We start from the raw sequence: 17252 nt of genomic DNA, 5'->3' as shown, positions 1-17252 counted from the left end.
GGTGGAGTGATGCTTGTACGCTGTGTCATGTGTGACCGGGAAGAAGAGATTCCGGAAATCTCTCCGGAGGCGAAACGACTCCGTAACCGGCCGATCCATACGTATATGTGCCGCGAGTGCCATGACCGCATTTCAGAAAAAACCGCTGAAAGGATCGCCACAGGCCGATTCACCTTCCGGCGTACTTCCGAATCTTCGGAAGAGCAGTTCTGACCAATAACAGAAGAAACCTGCTGCTGGCTGGATTTCAGATGATTTCCTTCCAGGCATAATAAAAAAGATTCCACGCTCATACGGGCGTGGAATCTTTTTGTTCGTTTTTATCATCACTCATCCGGCGCATCTTATAAATGATCAGGATCAGTGCCGCGACAATCAGCCCTTCCACGATCGGAAGGAAAAATGCGAGGAATGTGAGCACCAGGCAGCCGAGCAGTAGAAACAGATAGATAACTGCGTTCTGCCATAGCTTCAGCTTTTTCGCAAATCCAAGATAATACACGAGGGCCGACAAGGCGAATATGATGAAGAACAGGACATAGCCCGCGGAGTTGAAGGATGGCATCACTTCATAGATATAGCGGGAGATGGCCGACATTCTTCCGAAAACTTGCTCCTCTTGCAAAACGGACCTTCCTTTCGGATGCGGTTACGCGTCCTGCTCCGCCAGCTTTTTCTTTTTCGCTGCCCGCTCCCGTTCGTTTTTGTCGAGGAGCTTTTTGCGGAGGCGGATGGACTTCGGCGTGACCTCACAATATTCATCATCACTGAGGTATTCGAGCGCTTCCTCAAGCGACATGATTCGGGGTTTTTTCAGAGTTGTCGTCTGGTCTTTAGTCGCAGAGCGGACGTTTGTCGCCTGCTTGACTTTCGTGACGTTCACGGTCAGGTCATTTTCGCGGCTGTGCTCGCCGACGATCATGCCTGCATACACTTCCGTGCCCGGCTCGACAAAAATCGTGCCCCGATCTTCCACCTGAAGTATACCATATGGCGACGCCGTACCGTTATCCATAGAGACGAGGACACCCTGGTGACGTCCGCCGATCCGGCCTTTCTGCAGCGGCTGGTAGCTGTCGAATGTATGATTCAGGATACCGTAGCCGTGTGTCATGGTCATGAACTCGGTCGTATAGCCAATCAGGCCGCGCGCAGGCACGTTGAATACAAGCCGTACCTGGCCGTTGCCGTTATTGACCATGTCGAGCATCTCGCCTTTGCGTTCGCCGAGCGATTCGATGACCGAACCGGTGTACTCTTCAGGCGTATCAATCTGCACGCGCTCCACAGGTTCGCAGCGGACTCCGTCAATTTCACGGACGATGACTTCAGGCTTGGAAACCTGCAGTTCATACCCTTCCCGACGCATGTTCTCGATCAGGATGGAAAGGTGAAGCTCACCACGGCCCGATACGATCCAGGCATCAGGAGAATCTGTCGGATCAACACGCAGGGAAACATCTGTCTGAAGCTGCTGCTCAAGTCGTTCTTCAATCTTGCGCGCAGTAACCCACTTGCCGTCCCGCCCGGCGAACGGGCTGTTGTTGACGAGGAACGTCATCTGGAGCGTCGGCTCATCGACGAAGAGAGCAGGCAGCGCATCCGGATGATCGACCGGGCAGACAGTCTCCCCGACATCGATGTCTTCAAAACCGGAAATGGCCACAAGGTCCCCTGCATAGGCTTCTTCGATTTCTATCCGCTTAAGGCCCATGAACCCGGACATTTTGGTGATCCGGAAGTTCTTTAGCGTTCCGTCGTTCTTCATGAGGACGACCTGCTGTCCGACATGCATCCTTCCGCGGAACACCCGGCCGATTCCGATCCGGCCGACGTAGTCGTTGTAATCAAGCAGCGACACCTGGAACTGAAGGGGTTCGTCCCGGTTGTCGACAGGGGCTGGAATATTTTCCAGAATTGATTCGAACAGCACCTGCATATTTTCTCCCTGATCTGCAGGATCGGGCGAAAGGCTTGCGGTTCCGTTGATGCCGGATGCATAGATGACCGGGAACTCCAGCTGTTCGTCGTTAGCATCCAGTTCGATGAAGAGTTCAAGCACTTCATCGACCACTTCTTCGGGGCGGGCAGCGTCTTTGTCAATTTTGTTTACGACAACGATTGGCTTCAGATTCTGTTCTAGTGCTTTTTTCAGTACAAAACGGGTCTGGGGCATAGTGCCCTCATAAGAGTCAACGACAAGCAGTACGCCGTCGACCATTTTCAGGATCCGCTCGACCTCGCCCCCGAAATCGGCGTGGCCGGGCGTATCCAGAATATTGATTTTGATGTCGTGGTATTGGACAGCGGTGTTTTTCGCGAGGATCGTGATGCCCCGCTCCCGCTCGATGTCATTGGAGTCCATTGCGCGCTCATCGACATGTTCATTAGAACGGAAAATGCCTGATTGCTGCAGCAGCTGGTCGACAAGTGTCGTTTTTCCGTGGTCAACGTGGGCAATGATGGCGATATTACGTAGATCTTGACGAATGTTTGTCATAGTTTCACTCACTTTTCTGTTGCCGGATTCATAACTGTGCTATTATATCACAGGAAAGCCATTTGTCATCTAATAACTGCCAAGTGGAGAATATAGCCGTGTCCGGAGGAATCATTCATGAAGAACGTACAATGGGTATTCGTCTTTTACGCCCTCGCCGCACTTTGCTCGATGCTTGCGATCGGCGTTGCCATCGGCTTGAAAAGCATCCTTGGAATCTTCGGCGCCATTATCCTTCTGATCGTCATCATGGGGATGGGCTTCAAGACAAAAAAATCCATGCGGGATAAAGGGTTACTGTAATAGGTGATTACCCTTTTTCACCCTGACCCAACCAAAAGCGGAACCCGGAAAACGGGCTCCGCTTTTATTTTGTCCGTTTCAGCCGGATATATTGATCGAGTACCGTTTGGTGGAGCCCCGGCCGCGCGGCAATAAATGTATCTTTTGATACCATGTCCAATTGTTCGCCCCGAAGATTGGTCGCAACCGCGCCGACTTCACTTATGATCACGGAACCGCCGGCTACATCCCATGGCGCGAGCCTCATGGAAATGTAAGCATCGAGCCTCCCAGCGGCAACATGTGCCAGCTCAATTGCAGCAGACCCATACGAACGGGTTCCCCGGCAATCTGAGACAAGCTGCCCGATCGCTTCATGTTCGATGTACCGGTTTGGCGTCACCCAGCTGGCATTCACTCCGATAATCGCCTTTTCAACCGGCACCGGTGCCAGTCTTGGCAACCGCTCGTCGTTCCGATAAGCGCCTTCTCCGCGATAAGCGTGATAAAAATCATCCGCCATCACATCATAGATATAGCCGAGCATTCCAACTCCGTCAGCGTAGATGCCCAGCGAAATGGCAAAATTCCGTTGCTGATGAATAAAGTTCATCGTCCCGTCAATCGGATCCAAGATCCAGACCACGCCTTCACCGGATCTGACGTCATCGCCGAACCCTTCCTCGCCGAGAATACGGTGTCCCGGAAAATCCCTGCGGATCCTCGAGATGAAAAACTGCTCGATGTCCCGGTCGATATCGGTCACCAGGTCATTGGCGTCGGCTTTGGTCTCAATCTGTATTTTTCCGGCAAAGCTGACCCTGATCCGGTGGCCGGCTTCCTTGATCAATGACTTTGCATATCGGTCTATGGCTCCCCAGTCCATATACGGCTCCCCCTTCCCGCCTGCCGGCAGCAGGCCGTCTTCTCATTATAACCGAAAGAGGATCCGCATCATTCAATGAAGCTTGAATGACTCCGGATCCCCTCGGTCCCTGCCCGCCCGGCTCCGACGGTCAGTTCGCTTTGAATGCTTCATATTTCTCCAGTTCGGCGTGAATCTCCTTTAATCGCTGCTTGCTTTTCTTCTTCTGGTCGTTATCCGATTGGGACATGGCATCGTACAGGGTTGCGAGTTCATAGTCCAGCTCCAGGTTCAGCATGCTAATATACTGTTTTTCAACTTCAGCTTTCCGGATCACATGGATGACTTGTTTCATGTGGATGCACCCTTTCACGGATTTTTTTGGTCATCTCCACTCTGAGTTCGTCGCTTGCCCGCGCTGTTCGTTGAGATGTCCTGTTGCAAAGATTGTTCCCCGTTTTTTGTTACAATAAACGTTGCGGACCAAAAACGAATTGAACAGTATTCAATCGAAAGAAGGGATTCAAATGGAGTTTAACGGTTTCAGACAGGAAGACTTTGACACATTCCAAATTGACGGGCTCGCCGAGCGCATGGAAGCGATAGAAGCCCGCATCAGGCCGAAATTCCGGGAACTTGGCCGCGAGCTCACGGATGACCTCTCAGCCATGCTAGGCCAGGAGATGCATCTCCACATCGCCAAACATGCCCGCCGCACAGTGAATCCTCCGAAGGACACCTGGCTCGCCATTGCCGGAGATAAGCGCGGCTACAAGAAACATCCGCATTTCCAGGTCGGACTGTTCGATGACAGGGTGTTTATCTGGCTGGCATTCATTTATGAGCTTCCCGATAAAGCGAATATCGCCCAGCGCTTCCTGGACAGGATCGATACGGTCGAAGCGACGATCCCGGACAGCTATGTGATCTCCCAGGACCATATGCAAAAAGGGGCAGAACAGGTTTCAGACATCGATCTGGCCGGTACCCTGGAACGTTTCAGGACGGTCAAGAAAGCCGAACTCCTCATCGGCCGCAACATTCCTGCCGGCGATCCGCTTTTGGAAGACGGTGAAGCGTTTTACCGGGCTGCGAAAGAGACGTTTGATACGCTTGTTCCGCTTTATAAGATGGCATACAGCTGATATGCAATGCGGGAATCAGACAAAAAGGAGCGGCGGCTTATCGCCCCGCTCCTTTTATGATCGCTTCATCCGGAAGGTCTTTCAGTTTCTTGATAACCGGATAAGCCGCATAGCCGCTTGCATCTTCAAACTCCGTAAAGAGCTTTTTTTCACCTGACTTTGATGGCTCGATTTCTTTGAATTTACGATAGGCAGCCATCAGTTCCCCCCGCCGGATCCCGCTTTCATATGCTTTTTCCACGGCTTCGAAAAACTTGACTGCGTTAATGATCTCATCTGTTGTCCAGTCCGTCCGGAGCGGATACGAGTAGCCTTCACTTGCCATTGTTCATCCCTCCCTGTTTGATCAGTTGCCCCACTTTGCACGGATCTGGCCGGCTTCATGAACCATGCGTCCGAACAGTTCTTCCACGGTCGGAACGTCCTCGACGAGACCGGCCACCTGACCGGCCCAGCCGAACCCTTGATCGGACATCCCGTCATGGATAAAACGCCGGTTCGCTTCCCCGCTGATATAGGTTTTCAACGCTTCGTAAGTCGGGTCCTGACGCTCAATTTCCAGAATTTTGTCCGTCCAGTCTCCCGTCAGCACACGGGCAGGTGCGCCGATCGATCGTTTGATGACGTTGGTGCCCGTTTCGGAAGCGGAAATAAGCGCTTCCTGGTAGGCTGCGGATGCATCCACGCACTCTTTGGTCGCGATAAACCGCGTTCCCATTTCGATGCCTTCGGCGCCGAGTGCATGTGCCGCCATCCAGCCCCTGCCATCTCCGATACCGCCCGAAGCGATTACAGGGATGGAGACACTGTCTGCGACGCGCGGGACGAGGACCATGGTGCCTACATCGTCCCGGCCGAGGTGGCCTCCGCCCTCCTGGCCGACCACCATGACGGCATCAGCCCCCAGGCTTTCCGCTTTCTGGGCTTGCCGAACCGCTGCGACCAGCACCAGTTTTTTGATGCCGGTACCATCCAGCTGTTCCAGAAGAGGTGCCGGGTTGCCTCCCGTCATCGTAACTACCGGGACCCCTTCGTCTATCGCAACATCCAGCATGTGGTCAAACGCTCGGCCATGCTGCCCGATTGCATAGTTGACCCCGTATGGCTTGTCCGTCATTTCTTTTACCTTGCGGATCTCACGCCGCAGCTCGTCCGGTCCCGGCAGGCTCATCGCCGTGATTTGGCCGAGCCCACCCGCATTTGATACAGCTGCCGCCAGATCGGCATAGGCGAGATACGCCAGTCCCCCCTGGATGATCGGATACTTTATCCCCAGCAATTCGGTTACCCTTGTGTTCCATTCCATGCAAATCCCCCCCTTGACTCCATCTTATCTTATGGGGAGAAGAAGTTGAACCCAGTCTGCCCGGTCCGAACATTTCAATGACATCCGACCGCAGCGGTGCTATAATATGCCCTTGAAATCCTGAATCATGAGAACGAGGGGGATCCCGATTGTCACAGCTCGAAACACCATTGTTCGACACGCTCCTGAAACACCGGAACCGTCACCCGATCCAATTCCATATACCCGGCCACAAAAAGGGGCGCGGAATGGATCCCGCATTCCGTGAATTCGCCGGAGACAATATCCTGTCGGTCGATCTGATCAACATCGCCCCCCTGGATGATCTCCATTCACCGAGAGGACCGATACACCGGGCACAGGAACTTGCCGCCCAGGCGTTTGGAGCCGATTATACCTTTTTCTCCGTACAGGGGACGAGCGGTGCAATCATGACAATGATCCTCAGCGTCTGCGAACCCGGCGACAAAATCATCATTCCCCGGAATGTCCATAAATCCATCATGTCTGCCATTGTCTTTGCGGGGGCCGTACCGGTCTTTATCCATCCGGAAGTTGACCCGGAACTCGGAATCTCGCACGGCATCTCTGCGGAAGCCGCCGAGACGGCGCTCGCCGCCCATCCGGATGCCAAAGGGCTGCTCGTCATCAACCCGACCTACTTCGGAGTATGCGCCGACCTGGAACGGATTGTCGACATCACGCACTCTTACGGCATCCCGGTGCTGGTCGATGAGGCACACGGCGTCCATATTCATTTCAACAACAGTCTTCCTGTTTCCGCCATGCAGGCAGGCGCAGACATGGCTGCCACCTCCGTACACAAGCTGGGCGGCGCGATGACCCAAGGCTCTGTCCTGAATGTGCGGGAAGGGCTTGTGTCGACCAAGCGGGTCCAATCCATCCTGTCGATGCTGACGACCACGTCCACATCCTATCCGATCCTGGCATCGATCGACTGCGCCCGCAGGCAGCTCGCCGTCCATGGGAGCGACCTGCTGGACGAAACGCTCCTGCTTGCCAAGGACGCCAGAAAAAGAATCAATAAGATTCCGGGACTTTGGTGTCCGGGGAGGGAACTGATCCGCAGCTCGGCCACCTTCGATATGGATCCGACAAAACTTCTGATCAGCGTCAAGGATCTGTCAATCACCGGCAACCAGGCGGAAGTGTGGTTGCGGGAAAATGCCAATATCGAAGTCGAGTTGTCTGATTTATATAATATCCTGTGCATCCTGACGATCGGAGATACCGGAAAAGAGGTCACTCTTCTGATCAACGCACTCAAGAGAATGGCCGCTACGTTCGCGCCGGATGGATCGGAACGTCCGCCATTCGTGGCTCTGCCGGAAATTCCGGCACTCGCGCTTACTCCGCGGGACGCATTCTACGCACAGACTGAAGCCATCCCTCTTGATGAAGCGGAAGGGCGGATTTCCGCCGAATTCATCATGGTCTACCCGCCGGGAATCCCGATCATCATCCCCGGTGAAATTGTCACACGGGACAACATCGACTATATCCGGATGAACATGGAAGCCGGCCTTCCTGTCCAGGGTCCCGAAGACGACACCATGCAGAATCTTCTCGTCATCAAAGAGAGGATGCCGATCATTTCGTGAGAGTACAAGCCCAGGCGCCCGTTCAGCAGCTTACAAAATCACTTAGGAATGATATAAAGAAAACACGCACAAGCGAGGCGTTGGGCAGCAAAGTCCTTCCTGCGCCCTTAACGTAGTGGTGGGCGGTACATATTTGCAGGGTCTCTCCGCTCTTCCTTTTCCGCAGGAGTCCGCGCCTCCACTACAAGCAATATTGCCATTATGTTCGATTCAATTGTTCAAGCTTCCGCCTAGAGCGTAAATCCCGATTATATGGGTTATAAAAAAATGGAGAGCGCGGAAATCTGCGCTCTCCATTTTTTATTGGGCCGTTTCCGGCATTTTGATGGTGACCGGGTCGATCAGCGTATAGCCTTTGTCCCGCAGCCCCTGAACGATCTTCGGAAGCGCCGCGGCCGTCCATTCACGATCATGCATCAGGAGGTTCGCGCCGTTGTTCAGGAATTCCGTGTTCACCATGATATCGGCAAGGGCTTCCCCGTTCTGATATTCCGGCTCCCAATCATAGCCGTATGTCCAGTTCATGAGGAGCATTCCTTCCTCCGCTGCCAGCTGGCGGGTGAAATCCGTGTTCACTCCAAACGGCGCGCGGAAGAACTTCGGCTTTTCCCCCGTCACCTGTGCAACGATTTCGTTTACACCAAGGATCTCCTCACGCTGAGCCTCCTGTGGAATCTGCTTCAGATTCGGATGCGACATTGTATGATTGCCGATCGGGAATCCCATTTCATGGATTTCCTTCAGCACCGCCTTTTCTTCATCGGTATCGATAAAGTGTCCGTTGACGAAAAAGATGGCTGGCGCATCCAGCTCCTTCAAGGTCTTCGCCATCTCAAGTGCATGCTTGTCCGGAGCATCGTCGATCGTCAGCAGAGCAGCCTTCGGTTCTGCGTTTCCGATCGGCTCAAACGACCAGGTGGCTTCATTCAGCTCATAAAGCGGTTCTGCAGGTTCTGCCGAAGCCGGTTCCTGCTTCTCCCCACTTTCTTCCCCTTTATCAGATTCATCAGCTACATCAGCTGATTCAGTTGAATTTCCCTCTGAACCGCCGCTGTCTTCCTGCTCCTCAATCTGTTCATCCTGTTGATTAGCCGCATCATTTGTTCCGCTGTCTTCAGCATCCTCCTGGCCCATGCATCCACCAAGCAGGATAGCCGCCAGTGCGGCGCACAACATCCAATTCCGTCCGATTTTCATAGCTGCAGTCACACCCCTTCTCTTCTATCAGTCTATCATCGCCAAGGGATACCGCACAATGCGACAAAGGGAGTTTCAGGAAATGAAAAAGAGAGCGGAAAGTCCGCTCTCTTGTGTGGAATTATTTAAGGATATGGATCGGGTTGCCGAGAACGACTTCCGCTGCTTCCATCGAAATCTCCCCGAGTGTCGGGTGAGCGTGGATGGTCATGGCAATGTCTTCGACTGTCATGCCTGCTTCGATGGCAAGGCCAAGTTCCGCGATCATATCGGATGCGCCTGCACCGACGATCTGTGCACCGAGGAGCAGTCCGTCTTCTTTGCGGGATACAAGTTTGACGAAACCGTCGGAAGCGTCAAGCGCAAGCGCGCGGCCGTTTGCTCCGAACGGGAATTTGCCCGCCGTCACTTCGTAGCCTTCTGCTTTAGCCTGCTCTTCGTTCAGGCCGACTGTCGCCAATTCGGGATCTGTGAAGCACACAGCCGGGATTGCCAGGTAATCGACTTCCGACTTTTCACCTGCAATGGCTTCAGCCGCGATCTTGCCTTCATACGAAGCCTTGTGCGCCAGCTGTGGTCCAGGGACGATGTCGCCGATTGCAAAGATGTTGGACACGCTTGTGCGGCCCTGGCGGTCGACTTCGATCAGGCCGCGCTCGCCGAATTTCACGCCGGCTTCTTCGAGGCCCATTTCGTCTGTGTTCGGACGGCGTCCGACTGTAACGAGAACGTAGTCCGCCTCGATTGTCTGTTCTTCACCTTTGGCTTCATAAGTGACCTTGACGCCGTTTTCTGTTTCCTCAGCGCCTTTCGCCATTGCTTGTGTGACGATTTCAACGCCCTTTTTCTTGAGGCCTTTTTTGACGATTTGTGTCATCTGCTTTTCGAAGCCTGCGAGGATGTCTTTCGCGCCTTCGAGGATTGTCACTTCGGAACCGAGATTGGCATATGCAGAGCCGAGTTCTGTGCCAATATAGCCGCCACCGATGACAACCAGCTTGCCAGGCACTTCCTCAAGGTTCAGTGCGCCGGTCGAATCGATGATGCGCTTCGAGAACTTGAACGAAGGAATCTCGACCGGACGGGACCCGGTAGCGATGATCGCATTTTTGAATTTATAAGTCTGTGCGGATTTATCATCCATGACACGGACTGTGTTGGCGTCAACAAAGTAAGCTTCGCCTTGTACGATTTCTACTTTATTGCCTTTCAGGAGGCCTTCGACTCCACCGGTCAATTTCTTGACGACGCTGTTTTTGAATTCCTGCGCCTTGGAGAAGTCGAGTTTCACATCGGAGGTGCTGATGCCCATATTGTCAGCACCTTTTGCTTCGACGAAGCGGTGTCCGACACTGATGAGCGCTTTGGATGGGATGCAGCCTACGTTCAGGCACACGCCGCCAAGATTTTCACGTTCTACAATCGTAACCTTCTGGCCGGTCTGTGCTGCGCGGATCGCTGCAACATATCCCCCCGGGCCGGAACCGATGACGATTGTATCCGTTTCAATTGGAAAATCACCTACTACCATTATTTACGCCTCCATTAGTAAAAGTTCCGGATTCGACAATAGTCGCTTAATATGGTTCAGCGCCTGCTGCGCAGTGACGCCGTCGATCATCCGGTGATCATAGCTCAATGACAATGCTAACATAGGAGCCGCCACAATTTCACCATTTTTGACAACCGGTTTTTCTGCAATGCGCCCGATTCCGAGGATTGCGACTTCCGGGTGGTTGATAATCGGAGTGAACCATTGTCCGCTTGCGGAACCAAGGTTCGAGATAGACATCGAGCCGCCCTTCATCTCGTTTGGCGACAGTTTGCCATCGCGGGCTTTAGCCGCGAGCTGGTTGATTTCATCAGAAATTGAGAAGACCGATTTCCGGTCGGCATTTTTAATGACCGGTACAAGCAGGCCGCGGTCGGTGTCCGCCGCAATGCCGACATTATAGTAATGCTTCTGGATGACTTCTTCTGTCGACTCATCGTAGGACACGTTCAGTTGCGGATATTCACGGAGCGTGCTGACCAGCGCCTTAACGACATACGGGAGGTACGTCAGCTTGATTTCCTTCTCCGCTGCGATTTCCTTGAACTTCCGGCGGTGCTCCACAAGTGCCGTCACATCGACTTCATCAAGGTGCGTAACATGCGGTGCTGTATGCTTCGAGTTGACCATCGCCTTGGCGATTGCCTTTCGGATGGAGGAGATTTTCTCCCGGGTTTCCGGGAATTCCCCTTCCGGAAGCTGTGTTGCCGCTGCCGGACGTGCCGCTTCTTCTGCTTCGGACGCAGTATCCTGGGCCGCCGCCTCAGGGGACTGTTCTGCCGCAGGTTTTTGTCCGCCGCTCAGGAACGCATCCACATCCTCTTTCAGGATACGGCCATTTTTGCCGCTGCCTTCAACTTCATGGATGTCGATGTCATTGTCACGGGCGTATTTGCGCACAGACGGCATGGCGATCACGCGGCCGCCTGATGGCTTGTCCGATTTTTTCGCGGCCGCAGGTGCCGTGCCTTGCTCTTTTTCGGTTTTAGGAGCTTCTTCCTTATCCAGGTCCTGCCCGGACTCCATTACAGACTGAACCTGGTCGTCGGTCTTGTCCGTGCCACTTTCAGGTGCGTCACTTTCATCTCCCTGATGATCCGGCGAATCGATCTTGATAAGGAGATCGCCGACAACAGCGACCTCCCCTTCCCCAACCAGGATATCTTCGACCGTACCGTCTACGGGAGAAGGGATTTCAACGACTGCTTTGTCGTTCTGCACTTCGCACAGAAGGTCGTCTTCCTTGATGGTGTCGCCTTTGTTGACGAACCACTTTACGATTTCTCCTTCATGGATACCTTCACCGATATCCGGCATACGAAATTCAAATGCCACGCCTCTCACCCTTTCTTTTTTCAAAATCGTTTATCAGAATTCGAGAACCTTCTTAGCGGTTTCCACAATATCCTTTACACCTGGCAGCCAAGTGTTCTCACCTTGTGCGTATGGATAGATCGTATCAGGGGCTGCTACCCGCAGCACAGGCGCTTCAAGGCTCAGGATTGCGCGTTCCGTGATTTCGGCAACGACGTTTGCCGCAACACCCGCCTGACGCTGTGCTTCTTGGACCACGATTGCGCGGTTAGTCTTTTCAACCGACGAGATAATGGTTTCTACATCGAGCGGCTGGACTGTGCGGAGGTCGATGACTTCAACCGAATGACCTTCTTTCTCCAGTTCTTCAGCTGCCTTCAGGCTCTCACGGACCATGGCGCCGTATGTGATGATCGACAGGTCCGTTCCTTCTTTTTTCACATCGGCCTTGCCGAGTGGAATCGTGTATTCTTCCTCCGGAACTTCTTCGCGGAACGAGCGGTAAAGTTTCATATGCTCCAGGAAGATGACCGGATCTTCATCCCGGATTGAGGAAATGAGAAGCCCTTTAGCATCGTACGGGCCGGATGGAATGACTACTTTAAGACCCGGTTGCTGCGCCATAAGGCCTTCAAGGCTGTCGGCGTGCATTTCAGGCGTGGCCACACCGCCGCCAAACGGCGAGCGGATCGTCACCGGCGCGTGGAAATGGCCGGCACTGCGGAAGCTCATCCGTGCAAGCTGGCCACTGATCGAATCCATCACTTCATAGACGAACCCGAAAAATTGGATCTCCGGTACTGGGCGGAAGCCCTGCAGTGAGAGGCCGACCGCCAGTCCGCCGATGCCGGATTCGGCCAGCGGCGTATCGAATACACGGTCTTCCCCGAATTCTTTCTGGAGTCCTTCCGTAGCACGGAAGACGCCTCCGTTAACGCCGACGTCCTCCCCGAAGACGAGGACATTTTCATCGTTTTTCAGCTCATTACGGAGTGCATCCGTAATCGCCTGGATCATCGTCATTTGTGCCATCGGTCACTTCGACTCCTTCGCTGTATAAATATCAAGCTGTTCTTTCACGTTCTCAGGCATTTCACCGCGGTACATGATATTGAGGAAGTCGCTCACTTTCTGTTTAGGAGCGGCATCCGCATTCTTGATGGCTGCCTTGATTTCTTCTTTGGCACGCTCGATCACTTCGTTTTCCTTTTCCTCATTCCAGAGGCCCTTGCCTTCCAGGTATTTGCGGAAACGGATGAGCGGATCGCGTTTTTCCCATTCCGAATCGGTTTCGGATGTGCGGTAGCGGGTCGGGTCATCCCCGGCCATCGTATGTGGCCCGTAACGGTAACACATGGTCTCGATCAGTGTCGGTCCGCCGCCGTTCAGTGCGCGTTCGCGAGCCTGTTGCGTGACCGCATAAACTGCCAGCGGGTCCATTCCGTCGACAAGTACACTTGGAATGCCTGCAGCAATCCCCTTTTGGGCAAGTGTTTTCGCCTTTGTCTGGAGAGAGCGTGGCGTCGAGATCGCATACTGGTTGTTCTGGATGATGAAGATTGCCGGCGAGTTGAATGCACCTGCGAAGTTGATGCCTTCGTAGAAGTCACCCTGAGATGTTCCGCCGTCACCCGTATAAGTGATGACAACCGATTTTTCTCCCCGCTTTTGCTTGCCAAGCGCTACGCCCGCCGCCTGGATGTACTGGGCTCCGATAATGATCTGCGGAAGGAATATATTGACTCCATCAGGAACGTCGCTTCCCTGGAAGTGACCTCTGGACCACAAGAATGCCTGCTCAAGAGGGAGACCATGGAAAACGATCTGAGGGACATCCCGGTATCCCGGAAGGATGAAGTCATCCTTTTCCAAAGCATACTGGGAAGCAAGCTGAGAAGCTTCCTGGCCGGCAGTCGGCGCATAGAAGCCCAGGCGTCCCTGGCGGTTAAGGGATATCGAGCGCTGGTCAAGGATCCGCGTCCACACCATGCGGGTCATCAGTTCTGTCAGTTGCTCATCACTCATTCCAGGATCCATCTCTTTGTTGATGATTTCCCCTTCCTCATTGAGGACCTGAAGCATTTCGAATTGATCTTCGATTTCCCGGAGATTCTGTTCCGGATCGAATGCGTTCGCCTTCTTTTGAGCCATTGCGGCAACTCTCCTTTATCTGTATTATCATTTTTGTTTTGCGAATTGGTACACCTGATTCATTTCGGATTATACAAGAACGTGAAACACCAGTCAACACAAGGCTTTGAAAGCGCTTTTAGTATTAGTACACAGCGCTATATTCATTGATCTGTATTAACACATAGCCGTGATTTGTTTTAACTCATGGTAAAGGACAATTCCAGTATTCCCTTTATGAAAATGAAAAAACGCCCGAAAGCTTTTGCTTTCGGGCACGTCGGATTAATTACCTTCGCTTTCGGCGATGGTGTCATAGGCCATCTTTTTCTTTTCGTTGACAGTATCCGTCGCTTCGTTAAAGGCACTTGCAGCGGCCTTGACTTCAGAATTCGCGCTGTTGACAGCTTCCACTTTTTCCTGGATAGACTGGAAGTCAGCTTCCTCATCTGTCGCCAGGCTGTATAATTCCTTCTGAATTTCTGAGGCTTTCTCGTATAGTCCGGAGAATTCCTCATGGGCGCCGTAACGGTCAGTCATCGATTGCTTCAGATTGTCAATGGCATCTCTGACCGGATCCCCGTCATCACCGATTTCGTCCAATCCGGAAAGCTCTTTTTGGGCTTGACCAAGCGCATCTTTGCCTTCTTCAAGGAGGCTGAGGCGTTCATCTGCCGAGCTGTCCGCTTCGGCTGCCAGTGCCGCCAGCTCCTCCCGATCATCCTGTGTAAGCTCCATCATCTCATTGAACAATTCAAATTCCTCTTTTTCAAGCGATGCCATTTTTTCCTGGGCTTCCAGGAACGGCTGCTCCTTTTCCTGAATCGTGCCGATTGCATCCGATAGCTTGCCTTCGGATGACGCACCGAAAGAGCAGGCGGAAAGGAGCATCGCTGCAAGCGCAGTGCCCGCCAATCTGATTTTCATGCCAATCTCCCCTTCCCTTTCCTGTTTCTACTATATTCTCTGTAAAGGCTGTTTTCAATCGGGCGGGGCATTTTGTTTCATCAACCCGCCAGTGCCGTATATAATGATAGACAAGGTAAACCGCACGAAAGGAAGTCAGCTGCCATGATTACGATGGACCAGATTATCCGCGAGGGTCACCCGACCCTTCGGAAAAAAGCGGAGGAATTAAAGTTTCCTCTGACAGAAGAAGAAAAGAAAACTGCTGCCGAGATGCTTGAGTTTCTCAAGAACAGCCAGAATCCCGAGACAGCGGAAAAATACGGACTCCGTGCGGGTATCGGAATAGCCGCCAACCAGATCGATGTGCCAAAACGGATGTTCGCCCTGCACATCGTTGATGAGGGCACGGAGCCGCTCAGCATGACCTTTGTCAATCCAAAGATCGTGAGCCACTCTGCCCAAAAGTCCTATCTGCCCGGCGGGGAAGGCTGTTTGTCCGTTGACCGGGATGTGGCCGGATTTGTTCCGCGCTATTCCAAAATTACGGTCAAAGGCTTCACGCCCGATGGAGAACCGATCAAAAAGCGGCTTAAGGGCCTCCAGGCCATTGCCTTCCAGCACGAGCTCGATCATCTGAATGGCGTCATGTTCTACGACCATATCGACCCGGACGAGCCGTTCCGGAAATATCCTGACGCAGAACCGCTGAAAACAGACGAAGAATAATAAAACCGGGACCGCTTTACGGCCCCGGATCTATTGCAGACAGGCAAACCCTGTCTCAGACTGCAGCCAAAGTGAGTGTACGGCTCCTTTGGCTGCAGTTTCTTCTTTGTCTAAACATCCCCCGGATTTCCGCTCCGGGCCTTTGTTGGCCAACGCTGTCGCTTTTGGCCACAGACGCCGTTCTTCGTGACGGCGTCCGCTATTCCGCGGGCGTTGCCTTAGCCGATACCAGTACGCAGACTGGCATCGGCTAACGCTTTTTTCACTGTAAAACGCCTGTACCGAAGATATTGATTGAAGTGCAGGGTGGTGACTCCTCCGGGATAGATAGCGCGGAGAAACCCAAATGTAAGTAGGTTTTGCCCAATTGAACCATCCGGTGATCACTCCCGTGGGTAAACCTTGGACGAGTTTTTCCATAGTCTGAGACAGAGAAGTTTTTCTTTTTTTAGATGAGTTTCAGTTGGTCAAGGATTCTTGCGATGCCATCTTCTGATACATCACCCGCGATATAATCAGCGCGCTTTTTGGCTTCTTCATGGGCATTTCCCATAGCCACGCCCACACCGGCAGCCTCCAGCATCTCAATATCGTTCAGGCCGTCCCCGAATGCGACGGCATCGGACATCGTCAAGCCTTCCCGATCGAGGATCCGCTGCATCCCTTCTGCTTTGGAAGTTCCTGCAGGAAGGATATCGGTGGATGTGCGGTGCCAGCGGACAAACTTCATTTCCGGGAAAGCCTCGGCGTATTCCTGTTCCTGCTGCTCGGTGCAGAACAGGAGTGCCTGATGGATCGGCCTTTCCAAGTAAAACGTTTCCGATGCACGCGGATACGGCATTTTAAGCGAACTCAGGCTGTCTCCGACATGCGGATGACCAGTCTCCGTTGCTACCATCTCCCTGTCGTCCATGAAAATTAACGGGAACCGGTCTCTGTCCGCCTTTTCCTTTATTCGCGCAAGGACATCCGTTTCGATGATGCCGCCATGGATCAATTCGCCCTTGTGGACGGCATATTGTCCGTTAAAGCAAATGTATGTATCGACGTCCAGGTCTTCAAGCACCGGACCGACCATGAATGGCGCCCGTCCGGTTGCAATGGCGACAAGATGGCCTTTTTCACGCGCAGCCATGATCGCTCTTCTGGCTGAATCGGGCAACTTTTTCTCATGGTCGTACAGGGTGCCGTCAATATCGAAAAAGAGGATTTTCTTCGTCATCAAAATCTCCGCCTTCCTATATAACTTCTTTCACCTTGCACCTTGACAGAACATTCAAAAAGGACTATAATGACGTCAAGGAGTGATAGCCATGCTTAAACGCCTGAAACGCAAATGGTTGAAGCGGCTCAATGGCATCCTCGGCAAAAAGTCCATTGCATAGTGAACTCATGCCCCCGCAACTACGGGGGCTTTTCTTTATTTCACTGTGCCTGCATGCTATTATAAACGATATGGCAAGTATTTGAACGTGAAAAAGGAGAGCAGACCATGATCTACAAAGTGTTCTATCAAGAAAACATGAATGAAGTACCAGTCCGCGAAAACACAAAGTCCCTGTACGTGGAAGCAGAATCGGAACGCGCAGTCCGTGCCGCGCTGAAAGATCGCAACCTGTACATCGAATTCATCCAACTACTCGAAGACGGCCACCTGGAGTACGAGAAAAACTCGCCGGACTTCCGCATTGAACAGGTGTGACG

The 17252-nt window shown here is 52.9% G+C and carries 19 protein-coding genes; 6 read left to right on the top strand and 13 right to left on the bottom strand.

The features are described 5' to 3' along the window. The first annotated feature begins 9 nt into the window (after positions 1 to 9). Positions 10 to 213, top strand: coding sequence for a YlaI family protein (locus tag AC6CHQ_RS06335; RefSeq protein ID WP_092049180.1), 204 nt, complete (start codon positions 10 to 12; stop codon positions 211 to 213). Positions 214 to 289: 76 nt separating this feature from the next. Here the strand turns inward: AC6CHQ_RS06335 and AC6CHQ_RS06330 are convergent, their stop codons facing one another. Next, positions 290 to 598: a YlaH-like family protein gene (locus tag AC6CHQ_RS06330; protein ID WP_092049182.1), complete on the bottom strand. Its 309-nt coding sequence runs from the start codon at positions 596 to 598 to the stop codon at positions 290 to 292. A 51-nt stretch (positions 599 to 649) separates the two neighbouring features. Next, entirely contained in the window at positions 650 to 2500 is a 1851-nt protein-coding gene (gene typA, locus AC6CHQ_RS06325) for a translational GTPase TypA (protein WP_251239088.1), read from the bottom strand. 117 nt (positions 2501 to 2617) lie between these two features. Between typA and AC6CHQ_RS06320 the strand changes: the two genes are divergently transcribed. Continuing rightward, a complete protein-coding gene (locus AC6CHQ_RS06320) occupies positions 2618 to 2803 on the top strand; it encodes a YlaF family protein (protein WP_092049187.1) in 186 nt (61 codons plus the stop codon). Positions 2804 to 2867: 64 nt separating this feature from the next. On the opposite strand, the gene AC6CHQ_RS06315 is transcribed toward AC6CHQ_RS06320, so the two are convergent. Next, positions 2868 to 3668 carry an inositol monophosphatase family protein gene (locus AC6CHQ_RS06315; protein ID WP_251239087.1) on the bottom strand — a complete coding sequence of 267 codons (801 nt, stop codon included), beginning with the start codon at positions 3666 to 3668 and terminating at the stop codon, positions 2868 to 2870. Positions 3669 to 3798: 130 nt separating this feature from the next. Then, entirely contained in the window at positions 3799 to 4002 is a 204-nt protein-coding gene (locus AC6CHQ_RS06310; RefSeq protein WP_092049193.1) for a YkzI domain-containing protein, read from the bottom strand. A gap of 172 nt (positions 4003 to 4174) precedes the next feature. Between AC6CHQ_RS06310 and AC6CHQ_RS06305 the strand changes: the two genes are divergently transcribed. Then, complete coding sequence (locus tag AC6CHQ_RS06305; protein ID WP_424236229.1) at positions 4175 to 4792, top strand: DUF1054 domain-containing protein; 618 nt, start codon at positions 4175 to 4177, stop codon at positions 4790 to 4792. Between the two features lie 37 nt (positions 4793 to 4829). Here AC6CHQ_RS06305 and AC6CHQ_RS06300 read toward each other — a convergent pair whose 3' ends face one another. Continuing rightward, the gene (locus AC6CHQ_RS06300) at positions 4830 to 5117 is read right to left on the bottom strand and encodes a UPF0223 family protein (protein WP_498081166.1); all 288 of its coding nucleotides are present in this window, start codon (positions 5115 to 5117) and stop codon (positions 4830 to 4832) included. 21 nt (positions 5118 to 5138) lie between these two features. Continuing rightward, complete coding sequence (locus AC6CHQ_RS06295) at positions 5139 to 6098, bottom strand: NAD(P)H-dependent flavin oxidoreductase (protein ID WP_498081165.1); 960 nt, start codon at positions 6096 to 6098, stop codon at positions 5139 to 5141. A 149-nt stretch (positions 6099 to 6247) separates the two neighbouring features. Between AC6CHQ_RS06295 and AC6CHQ_RS06290 the strand changes: the two genes are divergently transcribed. Then, positions 6248 to 7720 (top strand): aminotransferase class I/II-fold pyridoxal phosphate-dependent enzyme, encoded by a 1473-nt coding sequence (locus AC6CHQ_RS06290; protein WP_498081164.1) that lies wholly within the window; start codon positions 6248 to 6250, stop codon positions 7718 to 7720. Between the two features lie 300 nt (positions 7721 to 8020). Here the strand turns inward: AC6CHQ_RS06290 and AC6CHQ_RS06285 are convergent, their stop codons facing one another. From AC6CHQ_RS06285 to AC6CHQ_RS06260, 6 genes are all read right to left on the bottom strand, one after another. Beyond that, on the bottom strand, positions 8021 to 8917 hold the full coding sequence (locus tag AC6CHQ_RS06285; RefSeq protein WP_498081163.1) for a polysaccharide deacetylase family protein: 897 nt from the start codon (positions 8915 to 8917) through the stop codon (positions 8021 to 8023). A 121-nt stretch (positions 8918 to 9038) separates the two neighbouring features. After that, positions 9039 to 10448 carry a dihydrolipoyl dehydrogenase gene (gene lpdA / locus AC6CHQ_RS06280; RefSeq protein WP_498081162.1) on the bottom strand — a complete coding sequence of 470 codons (1410 nt, stop codon included), beginning with the start codon at positions 10446 to 10448 and terminating at the stop codon, positions 9039 to 9041. Positions 10449 to 10451: 3 nt separating this feature from the next. Next, positions 10452 to 11804 (bottom strand): dihydrolipoamide acetyltransferase family protein, encoded by a 1353-nt coding sequence (locus AC6CHQ_RS06275; RefSeq protein ID WP_251239082.1) that lies wholly within the window; start codon positions 11802 to 11804, stop codon positions 10452 to 10454. A gap of 33 nt (positions 11805 to 11837) precedes the next feature. Further along, positions 11838 to 12815, bottom strand: coding sequence for an alpha-ketoacid dehydrogenase subunit beta (locus AC6CHQ_RS06270; RefSeq protein ID WP_251239081.1), 978 nt, complete (start codon positions 12813 to 12815; stop codon positions 11838 to 11840). A 3-nt stretch (positions 12816 to 12818) separates the two neighbouring features. After that, on the bottom strand, positions 12819 to 13934 hold the full coding sequence (gene pdhA / locus AC6CHQ_RS06265; RefSeq protein ID WP_498081161.1) for a pyruvate dehydrogenase (acetyl-transferring) E1 component subunit alpha: 1116 nt from the start codon (positions 13932 to 13934) through the stop codon (positions 12819 to 12821). Positions 13935 to 14198: 264 nt separating this feature from the next. Continuing rightward, positions 14199 to 14840, bottom strand: coding sequence for a YkyA family protein (locus tag AC6CHQ_RS06260; RefSeq protein WP_498081160.1), 642 nt, complete (start codon positions 14838 to 14840; stop codon positions 14199 to 14201). A 144-nt stretch (positions 14841 to 14984) separates the two neighbouring features. Between AC6CHQ_RS06260 and def the strand changes: the two genes are divergently transcribed. Next, a complete protein-coding gene (def, locus tag AC6CHQ_RS06255; protein ID WP_498081159.1) occupies positions 14985 to 15548 on the top strand; it encodes a peptide deformylase in 564 nt (187 codons plus the stop codon). A gap of 448 nt (positions 15549 to 15996) precedes the next feature. Here the strand turns inward: def and AC6CHQ_RS06250 are convergent, their stop codons facing one another. Continuing rightward, positions 15997 to 16770 (bottom strand): Cof-type HAD-IIB family hydrolase, encoded by a 774-nt coding sequence (locus AC6CHQ_RS06250; protein WP_251239077.1) that lies wholly within the window; start codon positions 16768 to 16770, stop codon positions 15997 to 15999. A gap of 270 nt (positions 16771 to 17040) precedes the next feature. On the opposite strand from AC6CHQ_RS06250, the gene AC6CHQ_RS06245 reads away from it, so the two are divergent. Then, a complete protein-coding gene (locus tag AC6CHQ_RS06245) occupies positions 17041 to 17250 on the top strand; it encodes a DNA-dependent RNA polymerase subunit epsilon (protein WP_092049216.1) in 210 nt (69 codons plus the stop codon). Positions 17251 to 17252 lie beyond the last annotated feature (2 nt).

It is taken from the genome of Bhargavaea sp. GQ12, assembly GCF_059758705.1.
This window is presented reverse-complemented; position numbering and strand designations above follow the sequence as displayed.